The organism is Tissierella praeacuta DSM 18095 (assembly GCF_900128955.1).
Taxonomy (GTDB): domain Bacteria; phylum Bacillota; class Clostridia; order Tissierellales; family Tissierellaceae; genus Tissierella; species Tissierella praeacuta.
On record NZ_FQTY01000018.1, the window covers coordinates 32,908 to 58,731 of the forward strand.

Consider the following 25,824-nt stretch of genomic DNA (forward strand, 5'->3'; position numbering starts at 1 on the left):
ATTAAGGTTTTAATGGTGCAATGTGCCAGTCCTGCCATAGATTGCCCCTTATTGTAAGTGAGTCTGTAAGATTCATAGAAAGCATCCCATCAGGAGTCCATACATCTATAACCCAAGTATTTACTGTATATGCCCCGTCAGGCATCCATATAGGAGTAAAGTGGGTACGATTTTTATAGGTTGAATAATTATTTTTCTTAAATTCAAACTTTGGGCTTGAGCCACTAGATGTTTTATCCAGTAATCTCCAATAAGTTTCATATCTAAATTCTGGAAAATAGGATACAGCGTTTTGTGGATAGGTAATTGCTGAACTTTGGTTGCTGTTGATATTTACATTTACTAATTGATTAATTCCATATCCACTTTTAAAGGTACTTCCATTTCCAGTAGGATTTTTGCTATCATTTGTAATTCTCATATCTGCAGAAAGTCTTGCACTATATTGGTCAAGGTCAAATTCCCACCATCCATGGTCACACCAATATCCTGAGTCTTCCCCAGTACTATGCCATACCCAATATTCCTGCCACCAAGGACGCCATATACTCCAATTTGCATTTGTCTTTTCTTCTCTTCTTGGAATAGGTACATAAGAGAAGGAATCATTCCTGTCATCTGCTACTGGATTCGGCGGAGGATTTTTATCTAAATCTACAATTTTAATATTTATAATTGATTTAGCAGTTCCACCAGGACCATTAACATTTACATGTATTGTCATATTTTGCTCTGTACTTGGGGTTGTCCACTTTACCCAAGCAAGTTGTGAATCTCCCCTTGGATAATAGATATTACCCACATTATAGGTTCTTCCACCAATGTCAAAACTTACATAGGTTGGATTATCAGGATCCGATTGTCCCCCGCTTACCATCACTGATGTAATTACTTCAGTATTTACTCTATATTCATAATCATATGTGCTGATAATTGGTTCTTCAGGTTTTTCTTTAAATCTAACAATTCCAAGGCCTAAATAATTCTTAATATCTGAGTTTGAAGCTGGAGTTGATGTACTACCACTCCATGCATGATATCCTAAATCTCCTACCTCTAAAAACATAGCTAGAGGCAGATTTTTATGAGATAAGGATACCATTTTAGTTCTAAGTCCACCACTTAATTTCTCATCATACATGACCGCTTCCGTTGCAGTTGTAGCTATCATTACTCCTTGAAATGTGTAATAGGCTATGGGTTCTAGGAATAATTTATATTCTCCATTGATTAAGGTATCATAATTCATTCCAGTATTTGATGCTATAGATCTAATAACTTGCTCATCAGTAAAATAACTTTTTATTGCTTCAATATTATTTTTACCCTCTGTACTTACTATTCTAGGTATCGATTGAGATGGATTAATGTAAGAATATGAGCCTTGTATTGGTGACAAGTTTCTGCCTCCATTGTATTGAAGTTTCGATACTTTCCCAAAATGAAATATTGTAGATGGTGGCTGTTTATTAGTTAAATCAATCGGAGTAGTTACTATTGAATAGTCATCTACTCTTACGATACTGACTCTTACTCCATCATTCCCAGGCGACCATTTATTTTGACTAGTTCCACTCCCCATTCCACCTCCACCCGAATCTATGTTTCCATCTCCAACTGCAAACACAAAAAAAGGCATTATAAAATTAAATATTATTAAAATTGTAATAAAAAATATTATTCTTCTCTTCATCTCTTTCTCCTTTCCGTCTTTTTTGAGTTTTGAACATAAAAAAAGGAAGTATCGGCTATTTGCTTTTACTTCCTCGTGGTAGTTTATTTAATTGTGTGTTACTTTAACAAACTGAGTTTTTCTTTCAGAAAACCGACTATCATTGCACTCTTGTGTACCGCCATAATGAACAAAAGTATTAGTTATCATTCTGCCACATAATAATCCCTTTTTAAATATCAGTTATAGTGCTTTCTATAACTGTGTTGTTATTATAATCAATTTTCAAGTAAGTAACTCTATATCTATCTCTATATCTCCGTTGCAGTTTTCTTGCAGTGGTGTTGCATTGCAATGCTTTTTGATTATTTTTAATCTACCTTGATTTTCTTGAACGTCTTATAAAATCCGTTTCTACTCCGTCATAATATATTTTCCTTAGCCTTTTTATCCTCTTGTCCGTGAAAAAATTTTCTTTTAGCTTTAACCAATAATATCTTCTGTTTTCTGTTGACATTCTTTTTCCTCCTGTTTTTGAAATAAAAAAAGGCAATAGCTTTTTTCTCTACTACTGCCCACATACATTTCTATTTCGAGACGGTGAAAAGGCGTTTTTAGTCTTTTATATCGTCTTTAACAGATTTCCTTGTCCTTGCTCTTAAAGTTCGGCTCAAGGCTTTATATTGTTTTTTATGATAACTTATATTTTTACTGAAAAATTCATCGTTGACAACTGAGAAAACAAATTCAGCAATCCTTTATCCTTATTGATGGATGTATTGACCATTTCAGAGATAACACTATTTTGAATGCCGTACACAAAAAGTTGATTTGGAATTTTTTCGTAAAGAATATTAAGATTTGTTCCAATAGGGATATCAAACAGGTTTTTGCTAAAAAAGTCATCGAGAGCTTTTTTTACATCAAATTTTTGCGGCAAATTCTCATTTTGTTGATAGGTATTTTGATACGCATGGACTTTTTTAGAATCCACAAAAAAAGACTTTCCCTTGTCAATGAGTTTAATCCCGTCCTTAGAGAGTTCATAATCGTCTACACCTTTTTCTCTTGCCATATCATGTATCCAGTCATTTTGTCCTACCCCATATTTGTATTTTTGGTGCATATCCATTAGATGACCATTTTGAAACCCGATATCTATGAAGTCATTTTCTTTCAGAATTCCTTTTTTTGAAAAATATTTAATATCCAAGCCTAATAGACCGAGTACGTCCCTCTGTTCTTTCTTGGTATTGCCTTTAGTTGCTTCTTTGACACCTTCAGAGATTTTAACTAAAATATCTTCGCCATCTTTTGTAAAGAAACTGCCGTCTCTTGCTTCCAAATCTCTCATATCAAGACCTGTATATTTGAAAATTTTATCCGCTAAATTCCAAAGTCGACTCTTTTCAGGATCATATTGTTGAGACAGGCTTATCCCTGAAGAAGACTGAACCATGTGCAAGGATAAAACAAATGAATTCTGATCTTGATTTAAAATATTCTCAATATCTTGTTTTAATGCATCATCTATATTTCCTAAAACGGAGATCCTTTGAGTATATAAGTCACTTCGAAAAATCAAAGGAACATCATTCGGAATATAAATACCGTTTTCCTTAAAAAGTTTAGACACTTGAAAATCCATGTTTAGGCGATCATGTATTCGACTCCTATAACTCTCTATTTCGCCATGAATTCGAGGAACTTCATTGCCATAATATTTATAGTCCTCCACAGAATAGAAAATAGGGTTACCTCCATCCAAAACATCCATCTCATTTTGATAAGCATTCATACGATCTGCTGAAAGATATTTACCATCTAAAACCCGATAGTGGGCGTAGGTTTTATCAAAATACTTTCTTCGTATATGTTCTTTGGGATCCGCAAAAGACTTATTCTGACGATTGATTTCTGCATACATTTTATCAATTTTGTCTTTTAATTCTCCTGACGGACCCTTATATAAATTTTTAGCTGTTCGTCCTTCCAATTTATAGGGAGAACTACCAGAATTAGTCACAGTAATCCTTGCAATATTCATTGTATCCTCAATCCTCCTATCTAAAGTTCCAGCCAGAAGTTATATCATAAAGATAGTTTACTCTTAATTTCACATTACTCATAGTTGATCTTGCTGTTGCTTTAGCATTATATTTGAAAGACCACCTTTGTTTTACTGGTATTTCATCAGATAAGTCGATGTAATAATAACCGCTTGTAACACTAGAAACCCTAGATTCATACCAAGTAGATTCAGTTTGAGGCATAAGCATATGTCTTACATTTCCCTGACTTGGAGACATACGGCTACTCGTTTCTACGCTTTTTACAATAGCACCATCTGGAATACTCGATTCTCTGGATAAGTCGACTGTAATAACACTGGAATCAACTCCAGATAAAGACATACTAGAGTTGCCATTATTTCGTGCTGTTCCTCGAAAATAAAAGGTTTTTGTTGTGCTTTTCATCCTATCAGCAAAATTTAGAGAAAAGAACATATCTCCTATATAATTTCCTCTCTCTACTTTTAAGAAATAAGAGGCAGCTCTAGAACCATCGGCTCTTACTGCCAAAAACTTAATAAAATTTGACGGATTAGCAATTTGGCTCACACGCATTACTTCGTCCATAGTATTTGCATCATATAAGACAAAATTCATGCCATCGTAATCATTACTACGAGAGCAAGTAACATAAATTTGTTCATCTGAACTCATGTTAAATTTAAACCAAGCTTCTGTTTGATCTTTATCAATAGCACAAGTTTTGATATTTTTGTATTTCCAATGACCAATGTTATAAGCAGTACTTGGACTATTGTTACCAATAATAGCATGTTCTGGATTGATTTCCGCATGTACCACAATTGCATTTGTAAATAGCAATGCAAACACAAATAAATTAACAAGCACTTTCTTTAACAAACCAATTCTTTTCATAAGAAAATCTCTCCTTTTTAAAATAAATTTTTATGTGTAGTTTAGCATGACCTGTTATTAATTATATCGGATATTACCATCAAAAGTTAAGGGGATTAGTAAAAAAGCAATTAATATTTAATCCACCCCTTTTCCCTGTCAACGGTAAAATGCACGAGCTATCCCTCGCCCTTGACAGTAAAAAATTTTCTTTTAGCTTTAACCAATAGTATCTTCTGTTTTCTGTTATTTCTTCTCCTTATATAATGTATTTAAGTTGTTAGAGGTGTCAAATGTATTATTTAGGTATTGATATTGGTAAAAAACACTCGTGTTGCTTCACTTGTTGATGATAAAAAGCAAGTTGTATTCAAGGCTTTCTCGTTTTCAAACTCAGTTAGGCGAGTATGAAGCAACAATAAGGTCTTTTTGTCGTATCTAAATTTATTTAATTTTTATGAATATCAATTCCTATATTTTTTCACTTAACCCCTTGACTTTTAATAGTTAATCTTTCTCCAAAGAAAAAACACTGCATTTCTGCAGTGTCTTCATTTCATCTCTTAATTAATCCATATTTCCTATTTTATTACCATTCTCATACATATCATCTGCTTTTGTCCCTTGGTTCTCACCACTATTTTCTACCCATCCAAAACCAGGTAGATAGGTCTGTCCCTTATTGTTCTTATCTCCACCTTGTGGTTCATCCTTTTTCTTGGGGGTTTCTTCATGCTTTTTAAGCTTATCATAATCTACATTCTTAGGTGGTTCTTCCACTTTTTCTCCATTAGGTTTCCTAGTTGGATCTGTTAATTCTTCCTTGGTAGGTCCTTTTGGTTTCTTTACATCCCCTTGAATAGTTTGATTTGTACCCTTATCTATTCCATTTTTATTTTTTTGTATATCAGGTACCTTTATAGGTGGTACATTAATTTCCTTTTCACTATCCTCTATTTTTTCTTTATCTTCTTTTTCTGTATTTGCTACAGTTTCATCATCTATTTTTTCTGTAATTCCTTTATCTATATTAATTTCCTTATTTTTTTCTGCTATTACATCATCAACAATAACATCTTTTTCATTAGGCAGTGATGTTTCCTCTACTGGTTCTTTTTTAAACTGAGAGCTAATCATAAAGACCAGTATTGCACAGATTAATAATCCACCTGCAAGCACAAAACACTTTTTCATTCTATCATTAGATATTTTCATAGATTTCTGCCTCCTTCTAAATCTATTTTCCCCTTTTCTTCTACTCTATTATTAATTCCAACCCTACCATAAACAAATTAAAAAGTCTATTAATATTTTATCCTTAAAACTTAGGTGTATAACCAGCAATTGTTTTTATCCTGATTTTCATACTAGGGAGTAGCTTACCCCCAAAGAATACTGGAACCTCCAGCATAATGGTACTATCAATTTTAAACCTTGAATTAACTATATCTCTTGATGCCAAAGGTACATTTTTTATTACCACATCTAGATCCCAAATTCTAAACTCCATCTTATTATCTGATGTAGCTTTTATATGGTATCCTCCACTTTGATTTAATCCTAATATACTATCCAGTCTTCCATAAATATCCCCATAACTAAGTGATTCCTGAAAATCATCTGCTACTGGTTCATATCCTCCTGAATACCCTTCCCTAACTCCATGATAAACTCCATCATAATTGTCATTTACTGTGGAAATTACTGCATTTTGTACTGCATCACGAACACCTTGGGCAATAATCATCAGTCTAAAGTATTCAGATATGCCAGTAAATATTATTATTAAAGTTAGAGTAACTGCTATTATCAGTGGGAAAGAACTGCCACTGGTATCTTTTTGTATTAATTTTATTTTACCTATTATTTTTTTCATCATCCCACCTACTTCCAATATACTTCTGATTTGCCTGCTGCATCAGCTCTTAAGGTTATTGGGAAAAATCCAAAACCTGCAAATAACCCTATATTAGTTTCGTAGGTAATAGTTACACTTATTTCTTCATTTAATTGTATTTTCCCTGACTTGGACCACCTTATATTTGGATTAATTCCCATTTTATCTTTCAATAATGTTTCTCTATTTGTAGTCTCCCTTCCTACTCTACCTGCAATTTCTGCTTCCCTTACTAATTCTGTGGCAAAGGTATCTATCTGCTGCTTTAGAATATAAACTGGAAATACCTTTACTGCAAGGGCAATAACAAGCATGACGCAGAGGACTAAAATGGCCACATCTATATATCCCTCTCCTTTATTAGATCTTAGTATCTTAAACATATGAGCACCTCCTAAAACAATCCACTAAAGGAACGGATAATTTCGTATATAATAATAGATATATAAACACCCATAAAGCACATCAGCATTATAAAGGAGAAGACTCTTATCTTTGGTGGTATCTTCATAGCTTCTGCTTTTAATCTTTGCAGTTCTAATTGTTTCATATCATGAGAAAGCATTTGAAAGTACATTAATCCATCATCCCCACGAAGAACACCTATTAACCCTCTAGTTATGTCCGATAGCATCGGTGAATTAATTCTTGCTTCAAACCTTGTAAGGGCTGCTTCATAGGATGAAGACCTCATGTCTGCAGTTAATATATCTAATTCCTTAGTGAAATCTTCCCCTGCATTTTTCTTAAAGTTTTCTATCATAGACAATACATCCCTGCTTGCCTTTAATTCTTGGGTAATAGTTGCTACAAATCTTGGAAGTTCCCTTTCTATCCTGCCTTTTTTCTCCTTTAATTCTTCATCAGCCCTTTTTATTTCCTTAAAATAAACCATTATACTTAAGAATAAAATAATAGGTGCCAGTAAGGGAAATATTATAAGAGATGGAATTATTGCTATTCCAATTAAACCTGCCTTTACAATAGCTGATGCCATGTATTCTTCAGGAGTCATATTTATTCCAGATGCATTTAAGGTATTTTTCATCCTAGCCTTTTTATATTCATCCATGGGAATATATTTTGACAGTCTTACTGCCCATCCTAAAAGAAGTATATCTATATTCTTTGACTTTCTATTTCTTTCCCTTCCTGCTGACTGCATAGCTTTTTGTGTAGCTAATCTTGGAAGTTTAAGTAAATCAGAGATTACAAAGAATAAACCTAGAGCAAGGAGTATTCCAAAAATAAAGATTAAAAATATCATTTTATCTACCTCCTATACTCTATTGGCTGAGTTAATTTAATTACAAAAGCAGTGGATATAAAGATGGCAGTAAAACATAGGGCAAGGACTATCTGACCCATTATAGTATGCATCAAAGTATGATACCAGTTTTTATTTAAAAAATATAAAAGTGGAATATTTCCAAGGACTAAAATTTCCATAGTAATGAATTCTTTTCTCGGTTCAAATACCATGTTTTCAAGTTCCCCATTTACTACCCTCATATCAGATAATTTACTTACAATAGGTGTTAAAGTGGTTTTTAGACTTCTATCAAATTGACAAGCAATTAAGGCATCACACCATTCATGAAAGACAGCATTATCAATCTTTTGCTTCATATCCTGTAAAGATGCTGTAATATCGGGATTTATCAGCCTAACTCTAGAAATAAATTCCTTAAATACAGATAGTACTGGGGGATTTAAGTAATCTATATTTTCTTCTACTGCAGTTACAATATCTTCATTTCTTAAATATGCAGTTGTTATTATGCTAAGTGCTGTTTCTAATTCTGCCGAAATAGCTTTTTTAAAATGAGTTTGAGTAAGCCTTACATACCAAAAGGGTATAAACATAAAGCCTATCGCCATTACTGGTAGTAAAAAGAAATTATTAATTATAATAGAAATAGATGCTCCTATTGAAAAGAGCAAAAGTGATAAGGCACAGAGCATGGGAAACATTTTTTTCCTTCCAGTTATTCTTAAAATTTCTTCTACTTCAAATATTTCTTTTCTTAAAAGAGACATCTTTTTTCTTTTGGTAGTTTCATTTATTTCATCCTTGATACTTCTAGGTTTACTGGTTAAATTCTTAAAAAGACTATCAGTAAACTCCATAGGCGAAATGTTAAACAATATAAAAAGGCCTGTAATCATTCCAATACAGTCCATTAACAAGATGGTTGTCATTTTTATACCTCCTTCTTTTTAAGCTTTTCTATTGTATCTAGGGACATCCCATTTTCTAAGAATCTTTTAGATAGACTTTCAGATATACTATTAATTTGTTTATGATATCCCTTAATTACAAATTCTCCGTCTTCCATTGTATTTTCTGTAATAATGTATTGGAATAGTGATCTATAGTTTCTTGTCCCATCAGCTAAGATTTCACATTCCATAATCTCCATCATTTTTCTTTCCTTGTTTTCTAATTGTTTACAAAATACAACTATGGGATAGGCTTCAGTTACATACCCCATTAATGTTTCATCTGTCATGTCTACTGCTCTTTTACAAAGGGATACCATTCTCCTATAGGTTGCCTCGCAGGAATTCGAGTGTATAGTTGTTAAAACTGCTACTCCAGTTCTAGCTGCCTCTTGGGATACATTGGCTTCTGCTCCACGCATTTCCCCTACAACAATAATATCAGGATTGAAACGAAGGGACATATCTAGAAGGGTTATCTGATCTATTCTTTGCCTTTCATTATCACTATCACGAGTAATAGTATGAATAACAGAGTTAGTCACCCTTCCATTCTTCTCACGAACTAGTGATAATTCCCTTGATCCATTTTATATAGTAAATATTCTTTTGTTATCTGGTATTGTTGTAAGAAGCCAGCCTGCAATTGTTGTTTTCCCTGAACTGGTTGCACCTGCTACACAGACAGAAATCCCATACCTTATACATTCAGATAAAAAATCTAACATAGTATTGGTCGCAGTTCCTCCATCTATAAAGTCCTCCTTTATCATATTCTGTGGATTTACTATACGAATAGATGCTGCAACACCAACATCTTCATCTACTAATGGGGTTTTTAATACTGCTATACGAATATTTTTTGATAAATGTCCAAGGACTGCTGGACTTGCATTGTCTAGTACCATTCCTGATATATGAAGCATTCTCCTTATGACATTGATGGCATGTTCAGGTGAATCAAAATGCTCCTTAAGCTTTTCACATCTTCCATCGGAATACTGGATTTCAATATCCTTCCATGAATTTATATCAATTTCTTCTATACCATCTCCATAAATGTATTTAGTTAAAAAGCCAAACTCCGCCATCTCACTATATAAAGCATCTATAAGTTCATTTCCATCCATGCCCTTTACTGATATTCTTTTGTCCTGAACATATTTGGAGATATATCTTTTTAAATGCTCCTTAGAATCATCTATAGTATCATCTGTTATAAGGATGGAATAATTATTTGATATATATTCCTGGACATCCTTTAATACCGATGAAAAGTCCTTATCTTCTGATTCAGGAGTAAAAAATAGAGAGTGGATTTCTTTTTTCTCTAACACCCAAACACCTCCTTGGCTATCTTTTCAATTTCTTTGCGAAAGGGTCTGCTATCCTTCATTGATAAGTCTTTAAATAAATCTCCTGCAAGGTATTGTCCTTCCAATTCTTCTGAATAAGGGAGTTTAAAGGCTACTGATCCAAGTGCTTGGCTTATATGATCTAGCCCTTGCTGTGGTTTTAAATTTGATCCTATTTTATATTGCTTATCTGCATCCCATTTGCTATCTCTAAGAAGCGGCAGTTGACTTGATAAATAGCTAATACTTTTTAAATCACAGTTGGCCAATCTTAATACCGAATCAGCTTCCATTAATGCGAGAGCAGATAAGATATCATTTGCTATATAACTGCCACAATCAATAATTATAAAAGGTGCTATTTCTCTTAAGTTTTCTATAAGCTCCCTTGCTTGATTTTCAGAATATGGAGGGTAGGTATATTCATTTTCTCCTTTTAACATTCCAAGAATGGTTAAGTAGGATAACTTTTTATGGGTTATCATATTATGCTTTATTAAGGCTTCATTTACATGGGCAGCTGCTAAAATACTTCCTAAGGATTTTTCATATTCAAGATCTGATGGAGGACAAATACATGGCAGCATAGGTGCAGTCATATCACAGAGTAATAAAACCACATTTTTTCTTTTATCTGCCAGATATTTTGCTAACTTTACAGCTACTGTTGTTTTACCGCTTCCAGGACTGCCCCATACTGCTAATACTCCACCATGGAGAATATCTTCGGCTTCTTTTTCTTCTGTATTTCTTTTAAATATCCCTTTTTTCTTGAAATTCAGCAATCTATTCCACCTCACTATCCTCTGTTTCTTTGTCTTTTTCTCCACTAATATTTTCCCTATTATGATTTTCATCTTCCATGGACTCTTCCTCATCCTTTTCTGAATATATTTCTTCAATCATCTCTTCTTGTATTTCAATAAACTTCCTTGCGTTTTCAGGTGTTCCTCTATATACCAAGGATAAATGTAACTTCCCATCAGCTTCTAGTTCTGCAAGGATATTTCCTTGTTCTTGTCTTACCAAAAGAGTTACAGTAGATGGAAGTTCCCTTTCATCTTCTGCTATTTGTTCTCCAGTATTTGCATCATAGCCTGATGAGGCAGTTACAGATATTATTTCTACATATTTAAGTTCTGGTGGTATAACTGTTTCATCTAGCTTTTTATAGTCAGGTGCTATAACAGATACTATATCTCCAGATTTAAGTTTTCCAGAAAGACCATTGGCAAATGTTTTTATAGTTATGGATATGGCCTGTTTGCTCCCATCAAGATTGTATAAATAGGCATTTTCAGCTGCCGGTATATCTGATAATTTTGTATTTAAAATATAGTCTCCTATTCCTAAATCAGCTGCTGCATATTTTCCTATTACTGTTTCTTTAGTTTTAATAATATTATTAGGTAAGTTATACCCCCCTACTTCAACTATTTGAACCATATCATTTGTGATTTCATCTCCTGATTTTATCTCTTTTACCACTCGTACAATCTCTGTCTTTTGGCTTACACTTTTATTAAATAAAGGAGTGAGACCAAAACTAATAATTAGAGAAAGCATAATACAAATTACACCTATTACAGTTCTATTTTTAATAAATCCCATTTTCAATTCCTCCTAATTCATAATATATATAATCATAAAACCTATCCCTAGAAATGGAGCAAGTGGCATAGGTAAATTCCCAGCCACTTGTCTTTTCATTATTTTAGATATTAATACTAATAAGAAGTAGAATAATACTAAGAAACTAAGGCCTATTATTAATCCATATATTCCTTTCCAAAATCCAAGGATCATACCTGCTGAAGCAGTTAATTTAATATCTCCTCCGCCAATGCTATGTTCTTTTATTATTGCTGCTATTAAAAGGGGCATAGCAACAGCAATCCCAAATAAGTTCATAAAACTAAACCTCAATAAACTTATTAATACAATCAGCACACAGATTACATCTGGTATTTCCCTTCTTCTAATATCTGTATAGGATGCTGCCATAAGCAGAGAGGGAAAAAACATCCCCTGCAAAATACTCTTATCCAGCATAATTAAACATATCTTTAATTCTTTGATTAAGGGTTAGCATAACCACTTCACTAAATAATAGATAAAGTCCAGCTAAAAGCAAGGCTCCTAATACTACTGCTATTAATATTTTTACTGCCGTATCAATATAGCCTTCTCCACTGTTATTACTTACTGCTGTTCTTACGAATATTGCCTTTCTAATAATAAATGTATTTACATTTTTAATCATATTTTTCATATACTTTTCCTCCTAAAATTTATTTATAAACTCATTTTCATATCTTGATTTTGTTCTTCTAATTCAAAGTCAATTTCCTTAAAGCCAAATCTGTCTACATAATAATATTCACTGCCTGTCCTATCATAAAGTTCAACTACATCAGATATAGATAGAGAATAACCATCAAACCCTTGGGGATGATCAAGGTTAAATTTTGTATAAATCTCTTCCAAGTCATTGGTTTCAATTTCTCCATCATAGACGATTTTGTAATTATCCTTATCTGCTTCCCCAAAGTTTTTTATAAGTTCTTCATATCCTATAAACTTTCTGTCAGGGCTTACATCTGTTTTTAGCTGCCATATACGGCAATTTTTTAACACTATAACTTCTTCACTATTAATATCAACACCCTTTGACAATCTTTCAAAGATTCCATCCCTCCATATGGTCATAAGTTTTCTTTGATTTAGCCAGCTTTCTAATTCTTCACTTTTAAATATCGAATCTATGACTGCCCTTTCATCTTCTACATAACCTGCAGGATTTCCATAATAAAAAATACAGCTATTTTTCAGCTGAATCCCCTTCATATTGCACCTCCATTCTTTTGTTAATTAATAAAAATAGCTTGATTTTATCCCTTTTATAATCTTAATCAATAAAATTTTATTAATTTAAAACCTATTCATCTCCATATACGATATTTTCCATTATCAAATTTTCCTCTAATTCTCTGATACAAACTCCTGATATTTCAAAAATATCTATAACAAACTGAGGAACATCAGCCAAATCATAATTATGATCAGACTCTATAACTACAATTTCACCGCTATCTTCTTCTGTATAAGCACAAAGCTTTGCATCTGTTGGGATACCTGCCTCTTCTAACAAATATTCAGGTACTATGATTTCATCAAATTCATCATATTCCTTACAATAAGAACAATCATCACATCTGCCGTAGGCACCTGCTAAATGAGTAATTAAATCTTCTGATAGATTTTTTAATCCTTCAGCTAATTTAATTAATTCCATTGCATTCATTGTTCCTTTCAATACTACAAATCCATTTTCTACAGTTTTTAATTCTAAATCTCTGCTATCTAAAATCTTTGATTCCTTTAAAACTTCTAAAGGTATTATGATGTTCTTATTGGAACTTTCTTTAATAATTTTCATATTGTCTTTTCTCCTTTTTCTGTTTTTATATTCCGCTTTCTATTTCAAACAAATTAATCTGTGATGGGTTGCTATTTTTCCTTTCCTCCATATCGTAATTGGCTATGAGGATTTCTGAGAACTGAGCACCATTATCATAACGTTGTTTAATATTATTGATGCGGGTAAAGCTTTCAATCTGAATATTTGCACCATTATATAAATCCCTAATAAAATCGCAATCATTATAGGAAAGGAGAAACTTTCCTTCAATACTCATTAATTTATCTCTAAGTCTTATATGATCCTTTTCCTGAAACCCATTTTCTCCAATATTTTTATAATATTTTTCTGTTTCGTAATATGGAGGATCTAAATAGAAAAAACTGACAGGCCTATCATATTGCCCTATCAGATTTTCAAAATCTTTATTTTCAATTACAACCTTACTAAGTCTTCTGTGTGCCTGCTCAATTAGAGGAAAATTACTCCACATATCATGAGGCTGACTTCCAAAGCTAGTAAGCCCTGATGCATAGCTATATCGAATAAGCTGATAAAAATATGATGCTTTTATTACTTCACTTTCAGGACTATCTATTGCAAGTGTATCTTTTACTCTGTCAAAATCCTCTCTAGAGTTTAATACGAAGTATAAGGCTTCTATTAATTCCTCTGGTTTCTCTCTGACACAACGATATAGATTGGTTAAAAGTCCATTAAAATCGTTATATACTTCAAAATCATTACCAGGTGGCTTATGGAATAGTACCCAGCCTCCACCTCCAAATACTTCTATATATCTTTCATAGTAAAGGGGAAATGATGACACTATTAATTCCCTAAGTGCCTTCTTTCCGCCTATCCAACTCATAAAGCTATTTATATTCCTTCACCTCTCTTCTTCGCTACAACCTATTTGAAGGATTAACTGACCGCTGTTGTCTGGAAATCTCTTCAGTGATTTTACCAATCCATTCTTTGCTCTTGCAATCTCTTTGATTCTGCTGGTCATTTGATATATGCTATTTAAAACCTCATCTGTATCTCCTGCATAATAGTAACCATTTTCATCACTGCAAATTGGAACACCATCATTTCTTAATTGATTAACTATTTTCCTTATATTTCTGCTGCTGATGGAAAGTTTGTTTTCAAGATATGCACTGGATACTGCCTTTTCTTTTCCTACATGGTATTCTTTTAAATATTTGAGAAATTCATTTCCCACCTCCAACTCCTCCCTTTATCAATATTTGTAAAAATAAAAAAGGCCGATTGTTTAACTGTAAATTACAGTAATCAATCGGCCTTAACTGTTTTTAGGTATTAAAAAACACGGTCTTCTTTCCTACCGTGCTACACTAATATTCCAAGAGCTTTTAACAACTTAATTGAGTCTTTTATCCCTTCGATATAAATAAACTCTTGTAATTCCCTTTCTATAAAATTGGATATGTCTCTGCAATCTTCTATTTTCCTTTTTACTTCCATTGAAATATCTTTGTTTTCATATAATCCCTTACTTAATATTTTTACACTTTCTACTGCCTCCTTTACTTCTTTATTTGTCTCAATTAATTTAAAATATGCCAATTCTAATCTTTCTACTAATGCATCCTCTAATATCTCCTTATACTCTTCCATCTCTTTCCCCTCCTTCAAGGACACAATATACCACAAGTCTTAGGAGATATCGATTATAAAATCTGTTATTTTTTACTCCATTGATAAACTTATATCAGATGGTTCTTTGCTGAATTGATAATGAAATTTTTCTTCATTTCTTTTAATAAATCCATATTTGCAAGGTACTAATTCTTTCTTTTCAATATGAGCTTTAGCATATTTTACATAATCAAAATTATCTCCAAGTATTGTCCCTTCTTTGACAATTTTATCTCTATCTGCTGCAAATCTTCCATATTTTTCAAGATTAGCAGTCTTTGGCAGATAATCATAACAGTCTAGATTTTGTGAAATATCTAAAGCATAATCAAGTCTTGTGCAATTCTCTAATTCCATTGCTGATTTAAAGTGTTCTAGAAAAAAATCCTTATCATCACAGGCCTCATCTAATAAATATCCTAAGTTATTTCCATCTATAATTAATTCTTCTATGGTTTTATATTGTTCTTTTAAATCTTTAATATTTGGAAATATACATTTAGCATCTTCTAATCTGGCTTCATTTATATTTTCTATACCAAGGGTTTCTAAAACTAATGTCAATTCATCAGGTTCTCCAGTTGATAATTCATCTGCATTTATACCATCATAGATTTGTTTAATGATGCCCCTTTGAATTATATATCCTTTATCTGTAAATACTCCTTGAAAATCTTCATGATATTCTCTGCCTAGCTTTTCTGTTTTAATAAACTTTAAAACTTCATCACTTGCATTTTCTTTATACCTTGCTACATATTCTCCTAGAGACTTTTCATCATTAACTTTGTGGTAATAGTCAAATTTATATAATTGTTCTGTAAGATTAATTAAATCAGCTGCACTGTTTATTTCATTAAGTTCAACTGCTCCTTCTAGGATATATCTTTCTTTTACTGACATCTCTTTAAATCTATTATTAAGGAATTTTAACTCTTCTTGATTCTTTTCAAGGTTTTCTAATAGTTCTTCTAAGTTCTTCATAGAGTCATACCACCCATGCCTTGTGATTGTTCCTGAGTTTTTTCTTGCGGTCTGGATAATACTTTAAAACTATCTTCTCCAGGAATAAGACCAAGACTTCTTCCATTATCCCATTTCATGTGTATGGTACCAATATCATCTACTCCTATTACTGTACCTTTAATACCTTTATCAATACCTTGGATGTCATCCATTGCTGAAAGTAATTCTATTCTTGTCCCTATAGGGTACATATTTTTAATTCTTTCTACTTGATTTCTATTATTCAAATTTTATCCCTCCCATTATTTGATTTTCAGTTATTCCCATTTCTTCAGCTGATTTTATAAACCAATCCTTGCCGCTGTTCCAAAAGCTAATATAAATATCTCCTATATCTGTTTTTATTTCTCTTTGTTCGAAGCCTTCTCCCCAGCCGTCTGAAGCCTGACCTGTTATATTGCCTTTGATTTTCTCAAGCTCCTGCATAGTTAAGTCATCATTTAATGTAAGTATTGCTACTCCCAGCAACTCATCTCCTACCATTTCAACAGAGAATTCATATTTTTCTACCTTTCCATTTACACTGTCGTGTTCATTGTAGTAATGCATAAGACCCCTATGAATTTCATCAGGTAACCTATCCCTTTCTATAGCATCAAGGATTTCATCAATATAGCTGGCTATTTCATAATTTCCTAGCTCCAATGGTTCATTTAAGCTTTCACTAAAGCCATAGTCATTTTCAACCTCATAGGTTCTAACAGTTAAGGGCATATATAACTTCATTGTTTTCTGCTCCTTTGTTTTAGGAATTTCTATTCCAAGATTTTCTGATAGGATATTTGAAAGCTTTTGATTATAGCCATGGTAGACAATATATCCCTTGTCAGAAAATGCACCCAACTCATTTGCCATTTTTATTTGGCCATATCTTTTAAAGTCAATGTATTCCTCCAAATTATCATCATATTCAAAATGACCTGATTCTGAAATCATATATCTGCCATAGCTTTCAACATCCTTAATGCCATCAAAGAGTTCAAATTCATACATAGAATCAGCTAATAAGAGGAACTCATCTATAGTTAAATGATTTATATGGTCCATAAGTCTTTCAAAATATTCTACATCTCCATCCATTTCCATAAATTTATCTGAGACTTTATTTAATGTATCCAGTTTTTCTAATTCTTCAGCTGCTACTGCCATTTTTTCGGTTAGATATAAATCCTTCCCTAGCTTATTAAAATCATTAAAGTTGTTTATTAAGCTATAACAGTGCAAATTAAAACTAAGATTTATTAATTCTGCCATGGATTTAGGTTCTTCTGCAAAGGCTATTGCATAGAACTTTTCTATTTCCCTTGTAGTAAAGCTATCAAATCTTTTCATTAAATAATTTAGTTCATCTATATTAGCATTTTTATCAGCTAGTATATTTAAAAATCTTTCATCCCTACTGTTTTCCACATAGCAATTTGGTTCTGTAGTCATTTCTATTCCTAAATCATTGCATATCTCCTATAATTCTACTTCCTCCATAGGAAACCATATGGTTTTCCTTTTATTATCATTTGATTTTTTAATTGTAATATTCAATTTCAATCCTCCATTCTATTTAGTAATTAAAAATAACTCTGCACCATATCTATTGATTAAGGCAGAGTTAATAATTGCTTTAAAGGTCATATCATTGATTAATTCTTTATCTGCAAGTTCACTAATTTTAATAAACTCCTTCCCAGTTGATATGGTTCTTGCAGTTTGATATAGGGCATAAGCTTCAGTATCTATTTCTTTTAGACAGATTTGTTTAAGGTCAAACTTATTAATCTTTAGTATTGTTTCTGAATTTCTCCATAGGTTTTCATCTACAGTTAGGAGAAAAAGAATAGCAATGTATCTAGGAGATACACCATAGATATTAAGATCTTGTTTATTAAATTCATTATAGAATCTTTCTTTATGCTTATGATTTATAAATATTTCCCCTTTGAAGTTATTTGTTAGAAGCTTTAGTCTATCTTTTAAAGAATAGTCTTTTATTTTTCCAAAACATTCTTTTACTAAATCTTTATATCTACATCTATCCACATTGAACAGGATATCAGAATGAATGTATCCACCACAATCATTGCATATATTACTAATATTAATCATATTGAAATTGCAGTCTTTCCCACCTTCCTTACAATTAACATAATTGTTAATGACTATACCACTTCTCCTTGATTGGAAATTTGGAACTACATGCACTAGTTCTGTATTCCTTCTAGTGATGTACCATACATAAATAAGATTGTCTCTTTTTTTATTTCTTTGTATACATCAGTAACAATGCCTATGGTTTAATGATGGTAAAAAACCATTAAGGAAAATTCTACTCATTCCTGTTTGAACTTTTTAAATAGTATTCCTGATATTGGTCTTGCATATATGGACCCAATATCAACCTGGAGATTATCAAGATCTCAATACAAAATTAATTCCTTCAAGCAACAAATACATAAAATATTATTTCTTGGAAATCTTGGATAAGTTATACATACATGATACCGAATTCAAGCGTTACTATCACTCCAAATTTAAATAACTCCCGAAACATCAACACAAACGTACCTTCGCACTTACTGCAAGAAAATTACTTCCATTGTTTTACTCACTACTAAGTTATATACCACCTACTAATAGGTAGTAGGTTTCTTTAACGCCTTCAAAAATTTGTAGCTTTCTAAAGTCTTATTAAAGCACGGTCTTTTTTAGCAATACCATACATATTTCCTTCAATTTTTAACTATTTATGTCTTGACATATTACTGCTAGACTCTCTTTCTGTTTTTAGGCATAAAAAATGGTGAAGTTTACTTGGTCTTAATTCCCCTAAAACTTCGCCATTCATATTTTATTATTAAGTTTTTTTTAAATTTATATAAAAATAAATGTATTGGAATTTTTATATTCTAATACACTTACGATTTGTATTTTAAATCTCTATAAGCATTATTTTTAAATTGTCAGTTGCGCATAATATAAAGAATACATCATTATAAAAGAAATTATTCTTTATTTTTTAGTTCTAAAAGTATAGGTGTTATATTAAGTACAATAGATATAATCGTCAAAACCCATAACGTCATTTCCATACCAGGTACTACATCTAATAAAGCCGACCAATCTTTCACTTTTACCCACCCAGATACAAGACTGTATTCTGAACAAAGTGTTAATGCTGTAAATGATAATCCTATTGCCATAACAAGTTTATAATCCTTTCCCGCTTTATACATATAAAGATTTATAAAAGTTGCTACTATAGCAATAACCCCTAATATTATCGACATAATTACACCTCCATTATATTTTTATTTATGTCGCGTAAATCTACTAATGTTCATTTATAGTATATAATTCACCTACCATAATAGCAACCAAACTTAACCATTTACTAATAAAGATGTCACTTAGATATGTTATTTAACGCAGATTCTCATAATTATAAAAATTAACGCTTAAATATGCTAAATTATAATTTAAAAATAACTATGATAGAAAACTTCCCTATAAATTGAAACTATAATTTTCTTAGTTGAACTCCAAATTTATAATAACACGCTAATGTCTTTTCTCAGTTTATTTATGTTTTTAGACACTATAATAATTCAATGCCTTTAATCATTAGATACTTCTTTTATTCCTACACCATATGTACTTTCCCCTTCAATAGTATACAAACTATAGAAATATTTCTTCCTGTCCATAAGATCGTCAAATGTCCCTATTTCTTTGATTTCTCCGTCTTTTATTACAATTATACCGTCATATTTTTCCAGTATATTTTTTATAAGTTTATGAGTTACTACTAAAGTAGTAAGCTCATCAATGTCTATTAAAGATTTTTCTATTTTATATGTAGTTTCATTGTCCAATGATGAAGTGGCTTCATCTAATACCAAAATTGGGGTACCTTTGATTAAAGCCCTTGCTATTGCAAGCCTCTGCCTTTCTCCTCCGGATAAATTACAACCGCTTTCTCCTACTTTTGTATCCAATCCGTTGTTTAAAGAATTGACAAACAAACTCAATCCTGACTTTTCAATAATATCATTTATATGCTCATCGGAATAATCTTTAAATAAAACTATATTATTTTTTACGTTGGAATCAAATATAAACACTTCCTGCTGTATTACAGAAACCATTTCATATAAAGAATCAGGTCTTATATGCCTTATGTCCGTTCCGTCTATAGTGATTTCTCCTTTGAATTCCTCAAAATATCCTAAAAGCAACTTTAGAATTGTACTTTTCCCGCTTCCGCTAGGTCCTACTATGGCATATTTCTCTCCTTTTTTAACAGAAAAACTAATATTCTTGAGAATATCTTTGTCTTCATTATAGGTAAAACTAACATTCTTGAATTTAATTTCATCACACAATACGTCTTTTTCGATTCCTTTTCCTTTGTCTGCATTAGAAGATAATAAATCTTTAAACTTATTACTGATTTGTTTTATTGATTTTATTTTATTAATGTCTTCTGAAAAAACCCTTAAAGGATTTACTATATAATTCATTAACTGAACAGAAGCCATCATCGATCCTACTGTTAACTTTCCTTTTATAACCATATATGTTCCAAATATAATTACTACCAAAAACATCATAAATCCCGATATTGATGATAAATTGGTTACAAGAGAACTAAAAACTTTAAACCTGTATTTAGTCATTTCAACTTCTTTATTGGAATTCTTATATTCTTCTTTAATCTTATCTTCTATATTAAAACTTTTTATAACTTCATAGCCACTCAAATATTCCTTCATGGATGCAGTAAATTTACTTAAAGAATCGGAAAAATCTTTTCTGTACAGGGAAACCTTTTTGCCGAACAGATTAGGTATTATAATGGGTAAAATGCCAACTACTATTACAATCACCAATAAATAAGGACTCATAATCACTACGGCTATGGTTGCCAAAACAAATCTAAAACTCTGATATACCATATCCAAAACAGTACTAAAATAATCCTGCTCCAACATTGTCAGATCATTTGTAAACATTGATATGTAGTATGATATATTGTTTTCTCTGAAATCCATTATGTTTTTTTCTATGAGTCTTTTAAATAAATCTCCCTTGAAATTCAAAAAAGTTTTCTGTATATACTTTGCCTTCATGATATCCGATAAATAATTTACTAAAAAAGAAAATATCACAAATATAACGGAATAAATTAAAATTTCATTAAAATTACCTAAATTCTTATTTACTCCGGTATCTACAATTATCTTTAATCCTGCTGCTAACAGAATATCCATTAATGTTATTATAAATAACAATATTATATTAACTACCAGCAAACCCTTGTATTTATATATATACTTTTTCATATTAAGTTATCCCCTAACTTTAAATAAAATCCACAAATGCTTTAATTATCATAATATTCTACATCAATATTTATTTTAACAAGTTTAAAATTTCAATTTTACTTATAAATTTGTGATATTGAATAAATACTAATTTTCTTTAAATATTTTGGTCTTACTAGCATTTCAAGATTGTATTTTATAAGTTGTTTTGATAAAATCATCAAATATTCCTTTTTGTAATTCTCCAATTTTTTCCAATACTAAATATAATATAGATGCTATTTATTGCGTATTTTTGAGTATGGTGATATACCAATATCTGTTTCCGTTTATTGGTATATTTAGCTAAGGTGCCTTAAATACTACTACAAAATGTAAGATCAAAAAAGCTATTTGTCTTGCCTAAAATATATATTAACCTACAATAAAAATTGGCAAATATAAGCCAGAATCGTTAATCTTAACTTCCTTAACGGTTGTGCTGGATGAGTATATCACGAAAAATATTTTATGGTTAATTCTGTCAAACAAAATATCATAAGGACCTATAGTGAATTTATAAAATCTTGATACCTCACCAATATACATCATTCTATCTATTTCCTTTTGTATACTTTTAAAATCATCGTCAAGTTGATTAGGGTTTTCATTTAAATTCACAAGATTTTCCCTCAGAGTTTTTGAAAAGTTTTCCAGCCTTTTAAGACATATTTCCTGTGTTTTTTTCATAGCTTCTTCTGATGTTATTGAATCTCTAAAATCATATTTTTCATCAATTATGACATTTGCAAAATTTCTAACTATGGTGTCGACATGAGATACTGGTATCTGTGTATCATAGTAGTATGTGAACTCAGGAGATATTCTTGGGGAATAATGCACCGTAGCATCTAAGTTTTCTGCAACGAATCTTAACGGCACATACGTTAAGTCTTTATATATTATCGCTGGATAATCTAAATCAATTTCTATCCCGTTGACAGAAGCAACATTGCTATCAATCGTCAGAACAATCTCGTTTTGAGATTTTGTAATGTTAACTAACCTATTACTCCCGTTCCAATCCACAGAAGCACCTAATTCCTGAGCGATTAACCTTACAGGTACCAATGCCTTGTCACTTCTAATAATTATTTCATAATCAGTTATTATGGTTCCGTTCAAAAATAAGAGCGTAGAATATTCGTTCAAATCAACTTCATTGCCATTTGGTAAAATAATTCTATCTGCGTATGTTGCTGTAGGATTCCCTTTTTCTACATACGAAGCGTTTACAAGACTGACATTTATACTAAGAATTAAAATTGTCATAATTAAGCATGCAACAACTTTTTTCATAAATACTACCTCCAATTATTTTGTCTATCATTTAAAAAGCAATCCATAATATTAAGTTACTTGGTTTCCTTGGGTATTATTCCAATTTCCTTATTATTTCAGTATTCTGCTACATGGTAAATAGAACTTAAATTTTTTAAAAGCAGGGTCATTGGATGTTTGAAGAAGTATTTCTCTGCCAGATTTTTCACATCAGAGTGATCAGTGTAGGAAACACTTGATTCATCCTCATCAGTAACTAATCCAACATGACTCTTACTTGTATTATATATTATTGAGCCTGCAAATGCTTTAGTCCAGCTACTTTCTTCGTAAAAGTAACCCTTATCAAACATATATGGAGCTATTCCACCATTATTATTGTATCCTGTTCTAAACCAATTTATATATTTAAAAGCTCCTATAATAGAACCATTAGAATGGTGAACCCATTTACAGCTTATGTCTTCTGGCTAATCACTTCCTCAACGGCTTTATAGCCATTATCAAAAGTCATCTATCATTATCCTTCCCTTCCAGCTCGTCAATGTTTACAAGCCTATCAGTCCCTACAATTTTCTCTTCGTTAATATCATATGTGAAATTTTGAAAAATATATGAATCTCCACATGTATCAACTAATTGATTTTGAGATTAATTGTTCTGTATCTTGTCTAGTAATATGGTTCTAAAGATATTTAATAGTATTGCTCATTTTTTTACTTATTTAAAAGTTCATATTCGTATTTTTCAAGTTTTTCAAAAACACCATTAATCCATTCTTGGTCGTCCCATAACTCTGGATTATCAAGTTTTCTAACCTTATGGTGACCCGTTACAATGGTATCTATACCATCCTTGTTCCCAAAATATAAATCAACAATTTTTAATGACTTTTTTAAAGATTGAACTAGCATTTTGCAACTCATTCCAGATCCTTGGTTAGAAAAATATAAGTTTAAGTAGCAAAGATTTTCATTAAGAATACTGAACTCTAATTCATTAAATTCATTTTCCAAACCGAAAATCACACCATTTCCACCCTTTAACTCCTTCTTTTGCTCCAATTCTAACATCTTATTTACAAATTTAAGTAAGTTTTCATTTGAGATATAATTTTCAAATGATACTCTTTCTTGTTCTGCAACAGCTCCAGTATAAAGATTTACAAAAGCTTTCCCAAAGTTCACAATGGTTTCGTAATCATAATCACTAATTTGATCTTCTTTAATTAAAAATTTTTGATTAGCCAAATCACTTAATATTTCTGCTACTGAGTTCTTTGGCGGTTCAAAAAAAGCTTCTCTATTTGGTATCGATTCTATGGAATTTTCTTTTATTTGAGTTTTATTTGGTTTATTCACTTTTTGAGAACAACCCACAAGAGCAAAAAGTACTAATACTACTATCCCTAATGATAATTTATCTACGGCAGTTATAAACTTTTTATTGAAAATAGCTTAAACCTACCCCCTCTATAATAATTCTTTAATATATATCTTTTAGATTTTATTTCATAATTTGATACTTCCCTTCTACCGAAGTATTGACTGTTTCTATCTCCATTTCTTGTAACTTTTGCAGATATGCTTGAAGTACCAGATATCCCATTAATTATACCTACACATTCTACTTTACCATTTATAAAATACAAGTCAAGCTTTACATCATTAGTGTTCTGCCACTGTGGAGTAATGGTTGTTTCTGCGCCAACATATTGAACTACATTTGGCGACATTTCTGTATAGTTTCCAGTGTAAACAGAGCACATCAAACTCTCTCACCAATTCTTTCAGAGAAATATATTTCCTACCCCTATATTCTACTTCTTTTCCTTCTTTTCCTTTTTTTCCTATGCTATACCTTCTTTCCTCCCTATCCCTTGGGAATAGGCTGCTTGTACATCAGAATGGACATGGGTATTACCTCCCTTTATGAAATGATCGGTTGTGAGGAAACTTTTTCTCAAATGGAATAGAATCTTCGCATTAATTTTGCTACAATTAAATATAATGTTTGTGCGGATTATTTTTCTTAGCTAAGGCGTCACGGTCTAAGCGACTTGATACATTAAATTTATAATTTTATGCAACAATAATCTATAAAATATTCCTAAACTGATACTCTATATCATAGAATTTTTAGGAGGGATGTAATGAAAAAAATGTTAGCTGTTCTTTTATTCTTAGCATATTTGTTTGTTATGGTTACAGGATATTCTAAAAAACCTACACAAGAAGACTTAAAATGGGATAAGCGACCTATGGTAATGATTGATGACTCCATTTACATGGATACTAACACTGAAATTTTTGTTGATACAGATAATGTAGATATTATAGGAACTATTATTTCATCGGTTGATGGTTCAGAGTTGCCTGCTAAAAATGCTCAAAGCAATTTCGGATGTGAGGGCTCTGAATATGCTTATTATGAAAATAATGTTATCGTTAAAATAAATGGAAAGTGGATTCTTTTTGAGCAAGAAACCATTGTAGAAAATTAATCAGCCTTTGTTTCCTAAGACATATTTAAGCTAAAATTCTATTAAAGTAGAGATTGCTAACAAGGTTAAAGTCTAATATAATATTAAAAATGGAACGGATAGTTATACTGTAAGCGTACAATAATCTCATGGATTTAAAAGTGTCAAAAACCATGAGATAATATCTCTACAAAGTAGTCCTAATGTTGCCAACACACTTTGTCAACATTAGAACAGTAGGGAGATGATGATTTGACAACTATGAAAACATCGAAGCATGAAATAAATAAAGCCCAGTGGCAAGAGCTGATCAGAGAACAAAGTGAAAGTGGTTTATCAATTAGAGAATGGTGTAGAAGACATAATATGTCACATGGCAAATTCTACTACTGGCAAAGAATCATTAGAGAAGAAGCACTAATAAAAGCTGGGACATTAGCAGTTACAGGACAAACCCAATTTATTGAAGTAAAACCAAGCATGGCTGAATTTAAATCTAATAACCAAGGTACTTGCGC

The 25,824-nt window shown here is 31.4% G+C and carries 31 protein-coding genes and 1 pseudogene; 2 read left to right on the forward strand and 30 right to left on the reverse strand.

The window, feature by feature from the left end; all coding sequences use genetic code 11:
• Position 1: 1 nt before the first annotated feature.
• The 30 genes and pseudogenes from BUB33_RS13280 to BUB33_RS13425 all read right to left on the reverse strand — a co-directional run bounded on the left by BUB33_RS13280 (position 2) and on the right by BUB33_RS13425 (position 24,592).
• Entirely contained in the window at positions 2-1,693 is a 1,692-nt protein-coding gene (locus BUB33_RS13280) for a DUF8193 domain-containing protein (protein WP_072977242.1), read from the reverse strand.
• Positions 1,694-1,966: 273 nt separating this feature from the next.
• Positions 1,967-2,189 (reverse strand): annotated as a pseudogene (locus BUB33_RS15750) (hypothetical protein); the annotation flags it as partial.
• A gap of 183 nt (positions 2,190-2,372) precedes the next feature.
• Complete coding sequence (locus BUB33_RS13285; RefSeq protein ID WP_072977245.1) at positions 2,373-3,719, reverse strand: DUF4885 family protein; 1,347 nt, start codon at positions 3,717-3,719, stop codon at positions 2,373-2,375.
• Positions 3,720-3,735: 16 nt separating this feature from the next.
• Entirely contained in the window at positions 3,736-4,620 is an 885-nt protein-coding gene (locus tag BUB33_RS13290; protein WP_072977247.1) for a hypothetical protein, read from the reverse strand.
• 546 nt (positions 4,621-5,166) lie between these two features.
• A complete protein-coding gene (locus BUB33_RS13295) occupies positions 5,167-5,814 on the reverse strand; it encodes a DUF6550 family protein (RefSeq protein WP_072977249.1) in 648 nt (215 codons plus the stop codon).
• A gap of 103 nt (positions 5,815-5,917) precedes the next feature.
• Complete coding sequence (locus BUB33_RS13300; RefSeq protein ID WP_172463211.1) at positions 5,918-6,475, reverse strand: hypothetical protein; 558 nt, start codon at positions 6,473-6,475, stop codon at positions 5,918-5,920.
• Between the two features lie 8 nt (positions 6,476-6,483).
• The gene (locus BUB33_RS13305; RefSeq protein WP_072977251.1) at positions 6,484-6,879 is read right to left on the reverse strand and encodes a DUF4320 family protein; all 396 of its coding nucleotides are present in this window, start codon (positions 6,877-6,879) and stop codon (positions 6,484-6,486) included.
• An 11-nt stretch (positions 6,880-6,890) separates the two neighbouring features.
• Complete coding sequence (locus tag BUB33_RS13310; RefSeq protein ID WP_072977253.1) at positions 6,891-7,763, reverse strand: secretion protein F; 873 nt, start codon at positions 7,761-7,763, stop codon at positions 6,891-6,893.
• 5 nt (positions 7,764-7,768) lie between these two features.
• Positions 7,769-8,698: a type II secretion system F family protein gene (locus BUB33_RS13315; protein ID WP_072977255.1), complete on the reverse strand. Its 930-nt coding sequence runs from the start codon at positions 8,696-8,698 to the stop codon at positions 7,769-7,771.
• A 2-nt stretch (positions 8,699-8,700) separates the two neighbouring features.
• Positions 8,701-9,264 carry an ATPase, T2SS/T4P/T4SS family gene (locus tag BUB33_RS16995; protein ID WP_200778237.1) on the reverse strand — a complete coding sequence of 188 codons (564 nt, stop codon included), beginning with the start codon at positions 9,262-9,264 and terminating at the stop codon, positions 8,701-8,703.
• Between the two features lie 45 nt (positions 9,265-9,309).
• Entirely contained in the window at positions 9,310-10,056 is a 747-nt protein-coding gene (locus tag BUB33_RS17000; protein WP_200778238.1) for an ATPase, T2SS/T4P/T4SS family, read from the reverse strand.
• Positions 10,050-10,859, reverse strand: a complete 810-nt coding sequence (locus BUB33_RS13325; protein WP_072977257.1) for an AAA family ATPase — start codon at positions 10,857-10,859, stop codon at positions 10,050-10,052. Before BUB33_RS13325 ends, BUB33_RS17000 begins: the two co-directional genes overlap by 7 nt.
• 1 nt (position 10,860) lies before the next feature.
• A complete protein-coding gene (gene cpaB / locus BUB33_RS13330) occupies positions 10,861-11,685 on the reverse strand; it encodes a Flp pilus assembly protein CpaB (RefSeq protein WP_072977259.1) in 825 nt (274 codons plus the stop codon).
• Between the two features lie 12 nt (positions 11,686-11,697).
• Positions 11,698-12,126, reverse strand: a complete 429-nt coding sequence (locus BUB33_RS13335; protein WP_084725461.1) for a prepilin peptidase — start codon at positions 12,124-12,126, stop codon at positions 11,698-11,700.
• Positions 12,116-12,346 carry a DUF6133 family protein gene (locus tag BUB33_RS13340; RefSeq protein ID WP_072977261.1) on the reverse strand — a complete coding sequence of 77 codons (231 nt, stop codon included), beginning with the start codon at positions 12,344-12,346 and terminating at the stop codon, positions 12,116-12,118. The genes BUB33_RS13335 and BUB33_RS13340 overlap by 11 nt, the downstream gene beginning before the upstream one ends.
• A 23-nt stretch (positions 12,347-12,369) precedes the next feature.
• Positions 12,370-12,921, reverse strand: coding sequence for a YodL domain-containing protein (locus BUB33_RS13345; protein WP_072977263.1), 552 nt, complete (start codon positions 12,919-12,921; stop codon positions 12,370-12,372).
• 91 nt (positions 12,922-13,012) lie between these two features.
• Complete coding sequence (locus tag BUB33_RS13350; RefSeq protein WP_084725463.1) at positions 13,013-13,513, reverse strand: hypothetical protein; 501 nt, start codon at positions 13,511-13,513, stop codon at positions 13,013-13,015.
• Positions 13,514-13,538: 25 nt separating this feature from the next.
• On the reverse strand, positions 13,539-14,366 hold the full coding sequence (locus BUB33_RS13355) for a DNA adenine methylase (RefSeq protein ID WP_072977265.1): 828 nt from the start codon (positions 14,364-14,366) through the stop codon (positions 13,539-13,541).
• A gap of 18 nt (positions 14,367-14,384) precedes the next feature.
• The gene (locus BUB33_RS13360) at positions 14,385-14,723 is read right to left on the reverse strand and encodes an HTH domain-containing protein (protein ID WP_072977268.1); all 339 of its coding nucleotides are present in this window, start codon (positions 14,721-14,723) and stop codon (positions 14,385-14,387) included.
• A 128-nt stretch (positions 14,724-14,851) separates the two neighbouring features.
• A complete protein-coding gene (locus BUB33_RS13365) occupies positions 14,852-15,139 on the reverse strand; it encodes a hypothetical protein (RefSeq protein WP_072977270.1) in 288 nt (95 codons plus the stop codon).
• Positions 15,140-15,211: 72 nt separating this feature from the next.
• Positions 15,212-16,144, reverse strand: coding sequence for a hypothetical protein (locus BUB33_RS13370; RefSeq protein WP_072977272.1), 933 nt, complete (start codon positions 16,142-16,144; stop codon positions 15,212-15,214).
• Positions 16,141-16,413 (reverse strand): DUF4314 domain-containing protein, encoded by a 273-nt coding sequence (locus BUB33_RS13375; protein WP_233242616.1) that lies wholly within the window; start codon positions 16,411-16,413, stop codon positions 16,141-16,143. Before BUB33_RS13375 ends, BUB33_RS13370 begins: the two co-directional genes overlap by 4 nt.
• A complete protein-coding gene (locus tag BUB33_RS16665; RefSeq protein WP_234950061.1) occupies positions 16,406-17,620 on the reverse strand; it encodes an antirestriction protein ArdA in 1,215 nt (404 codons plus the stop codon). Before BUB33_RS16665 ends, BUB33_RS13375 begins: the two co-directional genes overlap by 8 nt.
• A 120-nt stretch (positions 17,621-17,740) precedes the next feature.
• Positions 17,741-18,286 (reverse strand): hypothetical protein, encoded by a 546-nt coding sequence (locus BUB33_RS13395; RefSeq protein WP_234950062.1) that lies wholly within the window; start codon positions 18,284-18,286, stop codon positions 17,741-17,743.
• Positions 18,287-19,182: 896 nt separating this feature from the next.
• The gene (locus BUB33_RS13400; RefSeq protein WP_072977275.1) at positions 19,183-19,467 is read right to left on the reverse strand and encodes a hypothetical protein; all 285 of its coding nucleotides are present in this window, start codon (positions 19,465-19,467) and stop codon (positions 19,183-19,185) included.
• 327 nt (positions 19,468-19,794) lie between these two features.
• A complete protein-coding gene (locus BUB33_RS13405; protein WP_072977277.1) occupies positions 19,795-21,522 on the reverse strand; it encodes an ABC transporter ATP-binding protein in 1,728 nt (575 codons plus the stop codon).
• A 396-nt stretch (positions 21,523-21,918) separates the two neighbouring features.
• Positions 21,919-22,842 (reverse strand): stalk domain-containing protein, encoded by a 924-nt coding sequence (locus BUB33_RS13410; protein ID WP_072977278.1) that lies wholly within the window; start codon positions 22,840-22,842, stop codon positions 21,919-21,921.
• A gap of 98 nt (positions 22,843-22,940) precedes the next feature.
• Positions 22,941-23,177 (reverse strand): hypothetical protein, encoded by a 237-nt coding sequence (locus BUB33_RS13415; protein ID WP_072977279.1) that lies wholly within the window; start codon positions 23,175-23,177, stop codon positions 22,941-22,943.
• Positions 23,178-23,540: 363 nt separating this feature from the next.
• Entirely contained in the window at positions 23,541-24,185 is a 645-nt protein-coding gene (locus tag BUB33_RS13420) for a hypothetical protein (RefSeq protein ID WP_115322183.1), read from the reverse strand.
• Between the two features lie 71 nt (positions 24,186-24,256).
• Complete coding sequence (locus tag BUB33_RS13425; protein ID WP_072977282.1) at positions 24,257-24,592, reverse strand: hypothetical protein; 336 nt, start codon at positions 24,590-24,592, stop codon at positions 24,257-24,259.
• 384 nt (positions 24,593-24,976) lie between these two features.
• Between BUB33_RS13425 and BUB33_RS13430 the strand changes: the two genes are divergently transcribed.
• Positions 24,977-25,327, forward strand: a complete 351-nt coding sequence (locus BUB33_RS13430) for a hypothetical protein (RefSeq protein ID WP_072977285.1) — start codon at positions 24,977-24,979, stop codon at positions 25,325-25,327.
• A gap of 240 nt (positions 25,328-25,567) precedes the next feature.
• Positions 25,568-25,824, forward strand: a 257-nt coding sequence (gene tnpA / locus BUB33_RS13435) for an IS66 family insertion sequence element accessory protein TnpA (RefSeq protein ID WP_143154902.1), incomplete at its 3' end; no start/stop codon positions are given.

Coding starts and splice junctions, on each gene's coding strand:
- BUB33_RS13335 (WP_084725461.1), bottom strand. CDS start 12,126: ATGCTGGATAAGAGTATTTTGCAGGGGATGTTTTTTCCCTCTCTGCTT.
- BUB33_RS13365 (WP_072977270.1), bottom strand. CDS start 15,139: ATGGAAGAGTATAAGGAGATATTAGAGGATGCATTAGTAGAAAGATTA.
- BUB33_RS13340 (WP_072977261.1), bottom strand. CDS start 12,346: ATGAAAAATATGATTAAAAATGTAAATACATTTATTATTAGAAAGGCA.
- BUB33_RS13290 (WP_072977247.1), bottom strand. CDS start 4,620: ATGAAAAGAATTGGTTTGTTAAAGAAAGTGCTTGTTAATTTATTTGTG.
- BUB33_RS16665 (WP_234950061.1), bottom strand. CDS start 17,620: ATGACTACAGAACCAAATTGCTATGTGGAAAACAGTAGGGATGAAAGA.
- BUB33_RS13345 (WP_072977263.1), bottom strand. CDS start 12,921: ATGAAGGGGATTCAGCTGAAAAATAGCTGTATTTTTTATTATGGAAAT.
- BUB33_RS13415 (WP_072977279.1), bottom strand. CDS start 23,177: ATGTTTGATAAGGGTTACTTTTACGAAGAAAGTAGCTGGACTAAAGCA.
- BUB33_RS13310 (WP_072977253.1), bottom strand. CDS start 7,763: ATGATATTTTTAATCTTTATTTTTGGAATACTCCTTGCTCTAGGTTTA.
- BUB33_RS13350 (WP_084725463.1), bottom strand. CDS start 13,513: ATGAAAATTATTAAAGAAAGTTCCAATAAGAACATCATAATACCTTTA.
- BUB33_RS13300 (WP_172463211.1), bottom strand. CDS start 6,475: ATGAAAAAAATAATAGGTAAAATAAAATTAATACAAAAAGATACCAGT.
- BUB33_RS13280 (WP_072977242.1), bottom strand. CDS start 1,693: ATGAAGAGAAGAATAATATTTTTTATTACAATTTTAATAATATTTAAT.
- cpaB (WP_072977259.1), bottom strand. CDS start 11,685: ATGGGATTTATTAAAAATAGAACTGTAATAGGTGTAATTTGTATTATG.
- BUB33_RS13430 (WP_072977285.1), top strand. CDS start 24,977: ATGAAAAAAATGTTAGCTGTTCTTTTATTCTTAGCATATTTGTTTGTT.
- BUB33_RS13400 (WP_072977275.1), bottom strand. CDS start 19,467: ATGTCGATAATATTAGGGGTTATTGCTATAGTAGCAACTTTTATAAAT.
- BUB33_RS13355 (WP_072977265.1), bottom strand. CDS start 14,366: ATGAGTTGGATAGGCGGAAAGAAGGCACTTAGGGAATTAATAGTGTCA.
- BUB33_RS13405 (WP_072977277.1), bottom strand. CDS start 21,522: ATGAAAAAGTATATATATAAATACAAGGGTTTGCTGGTAGTTAATATA.
- BUB33_RS13370 (WP_072977272.1), bottom strand. CDS start 16,144: ATGAAGAACTTAGAAGAACTATTAGAAAACCTTGAAAAGAATCAAGAA.
- BUB33_RS13425 (WP_072977282.1), bottom strand. CDS start 24,592: ATGTGCTCTGTTTACACTGGAAACTATACAGAAATGTCGCCAAATGTA.
- BUB33_RS13315 (WP_072977255.1), bottom strand. CDS start 8,698: ATGACAACCATCTTGTTAATGGACTGTATTGGAATGATTACAGGCCTT.
- BUB33_RS13305 (WP_072977251.1), bottom strand. CDS start 6,879: ATGTTTAAGATACTAAGATCTAATAAAGGAGAGGGATATATAGATGTG.
- BUB33_RS13295 (WP_072977249.1), bottom strand. CDS start 5,814: ATGAAAATATCTAATGATAGAATGAAAAAGTGTTTTGTGCTTGCAGGT.
- BUB33_RS13395 (WP_234950062.1), bottom strand. CDS start 18,286: ATGATTAATATTAGTAATATATGCAATGATTGTGGTGGATACATTCAT.
- BUB33_RS13410 (WP_072977278.1), bottom strand. CDS start 22,842: ATGAAAAAAGTTGTTGCATGCTTAATTATGACAATTTTAATTCTTAGT.
- BUB33_RS13285 (WP_072977245.1), bottom strand. CDS start 3,719: ATGAATATTGCAAGGATTACTGTGACTAATTCTGGTAGTTCTCCCTAT.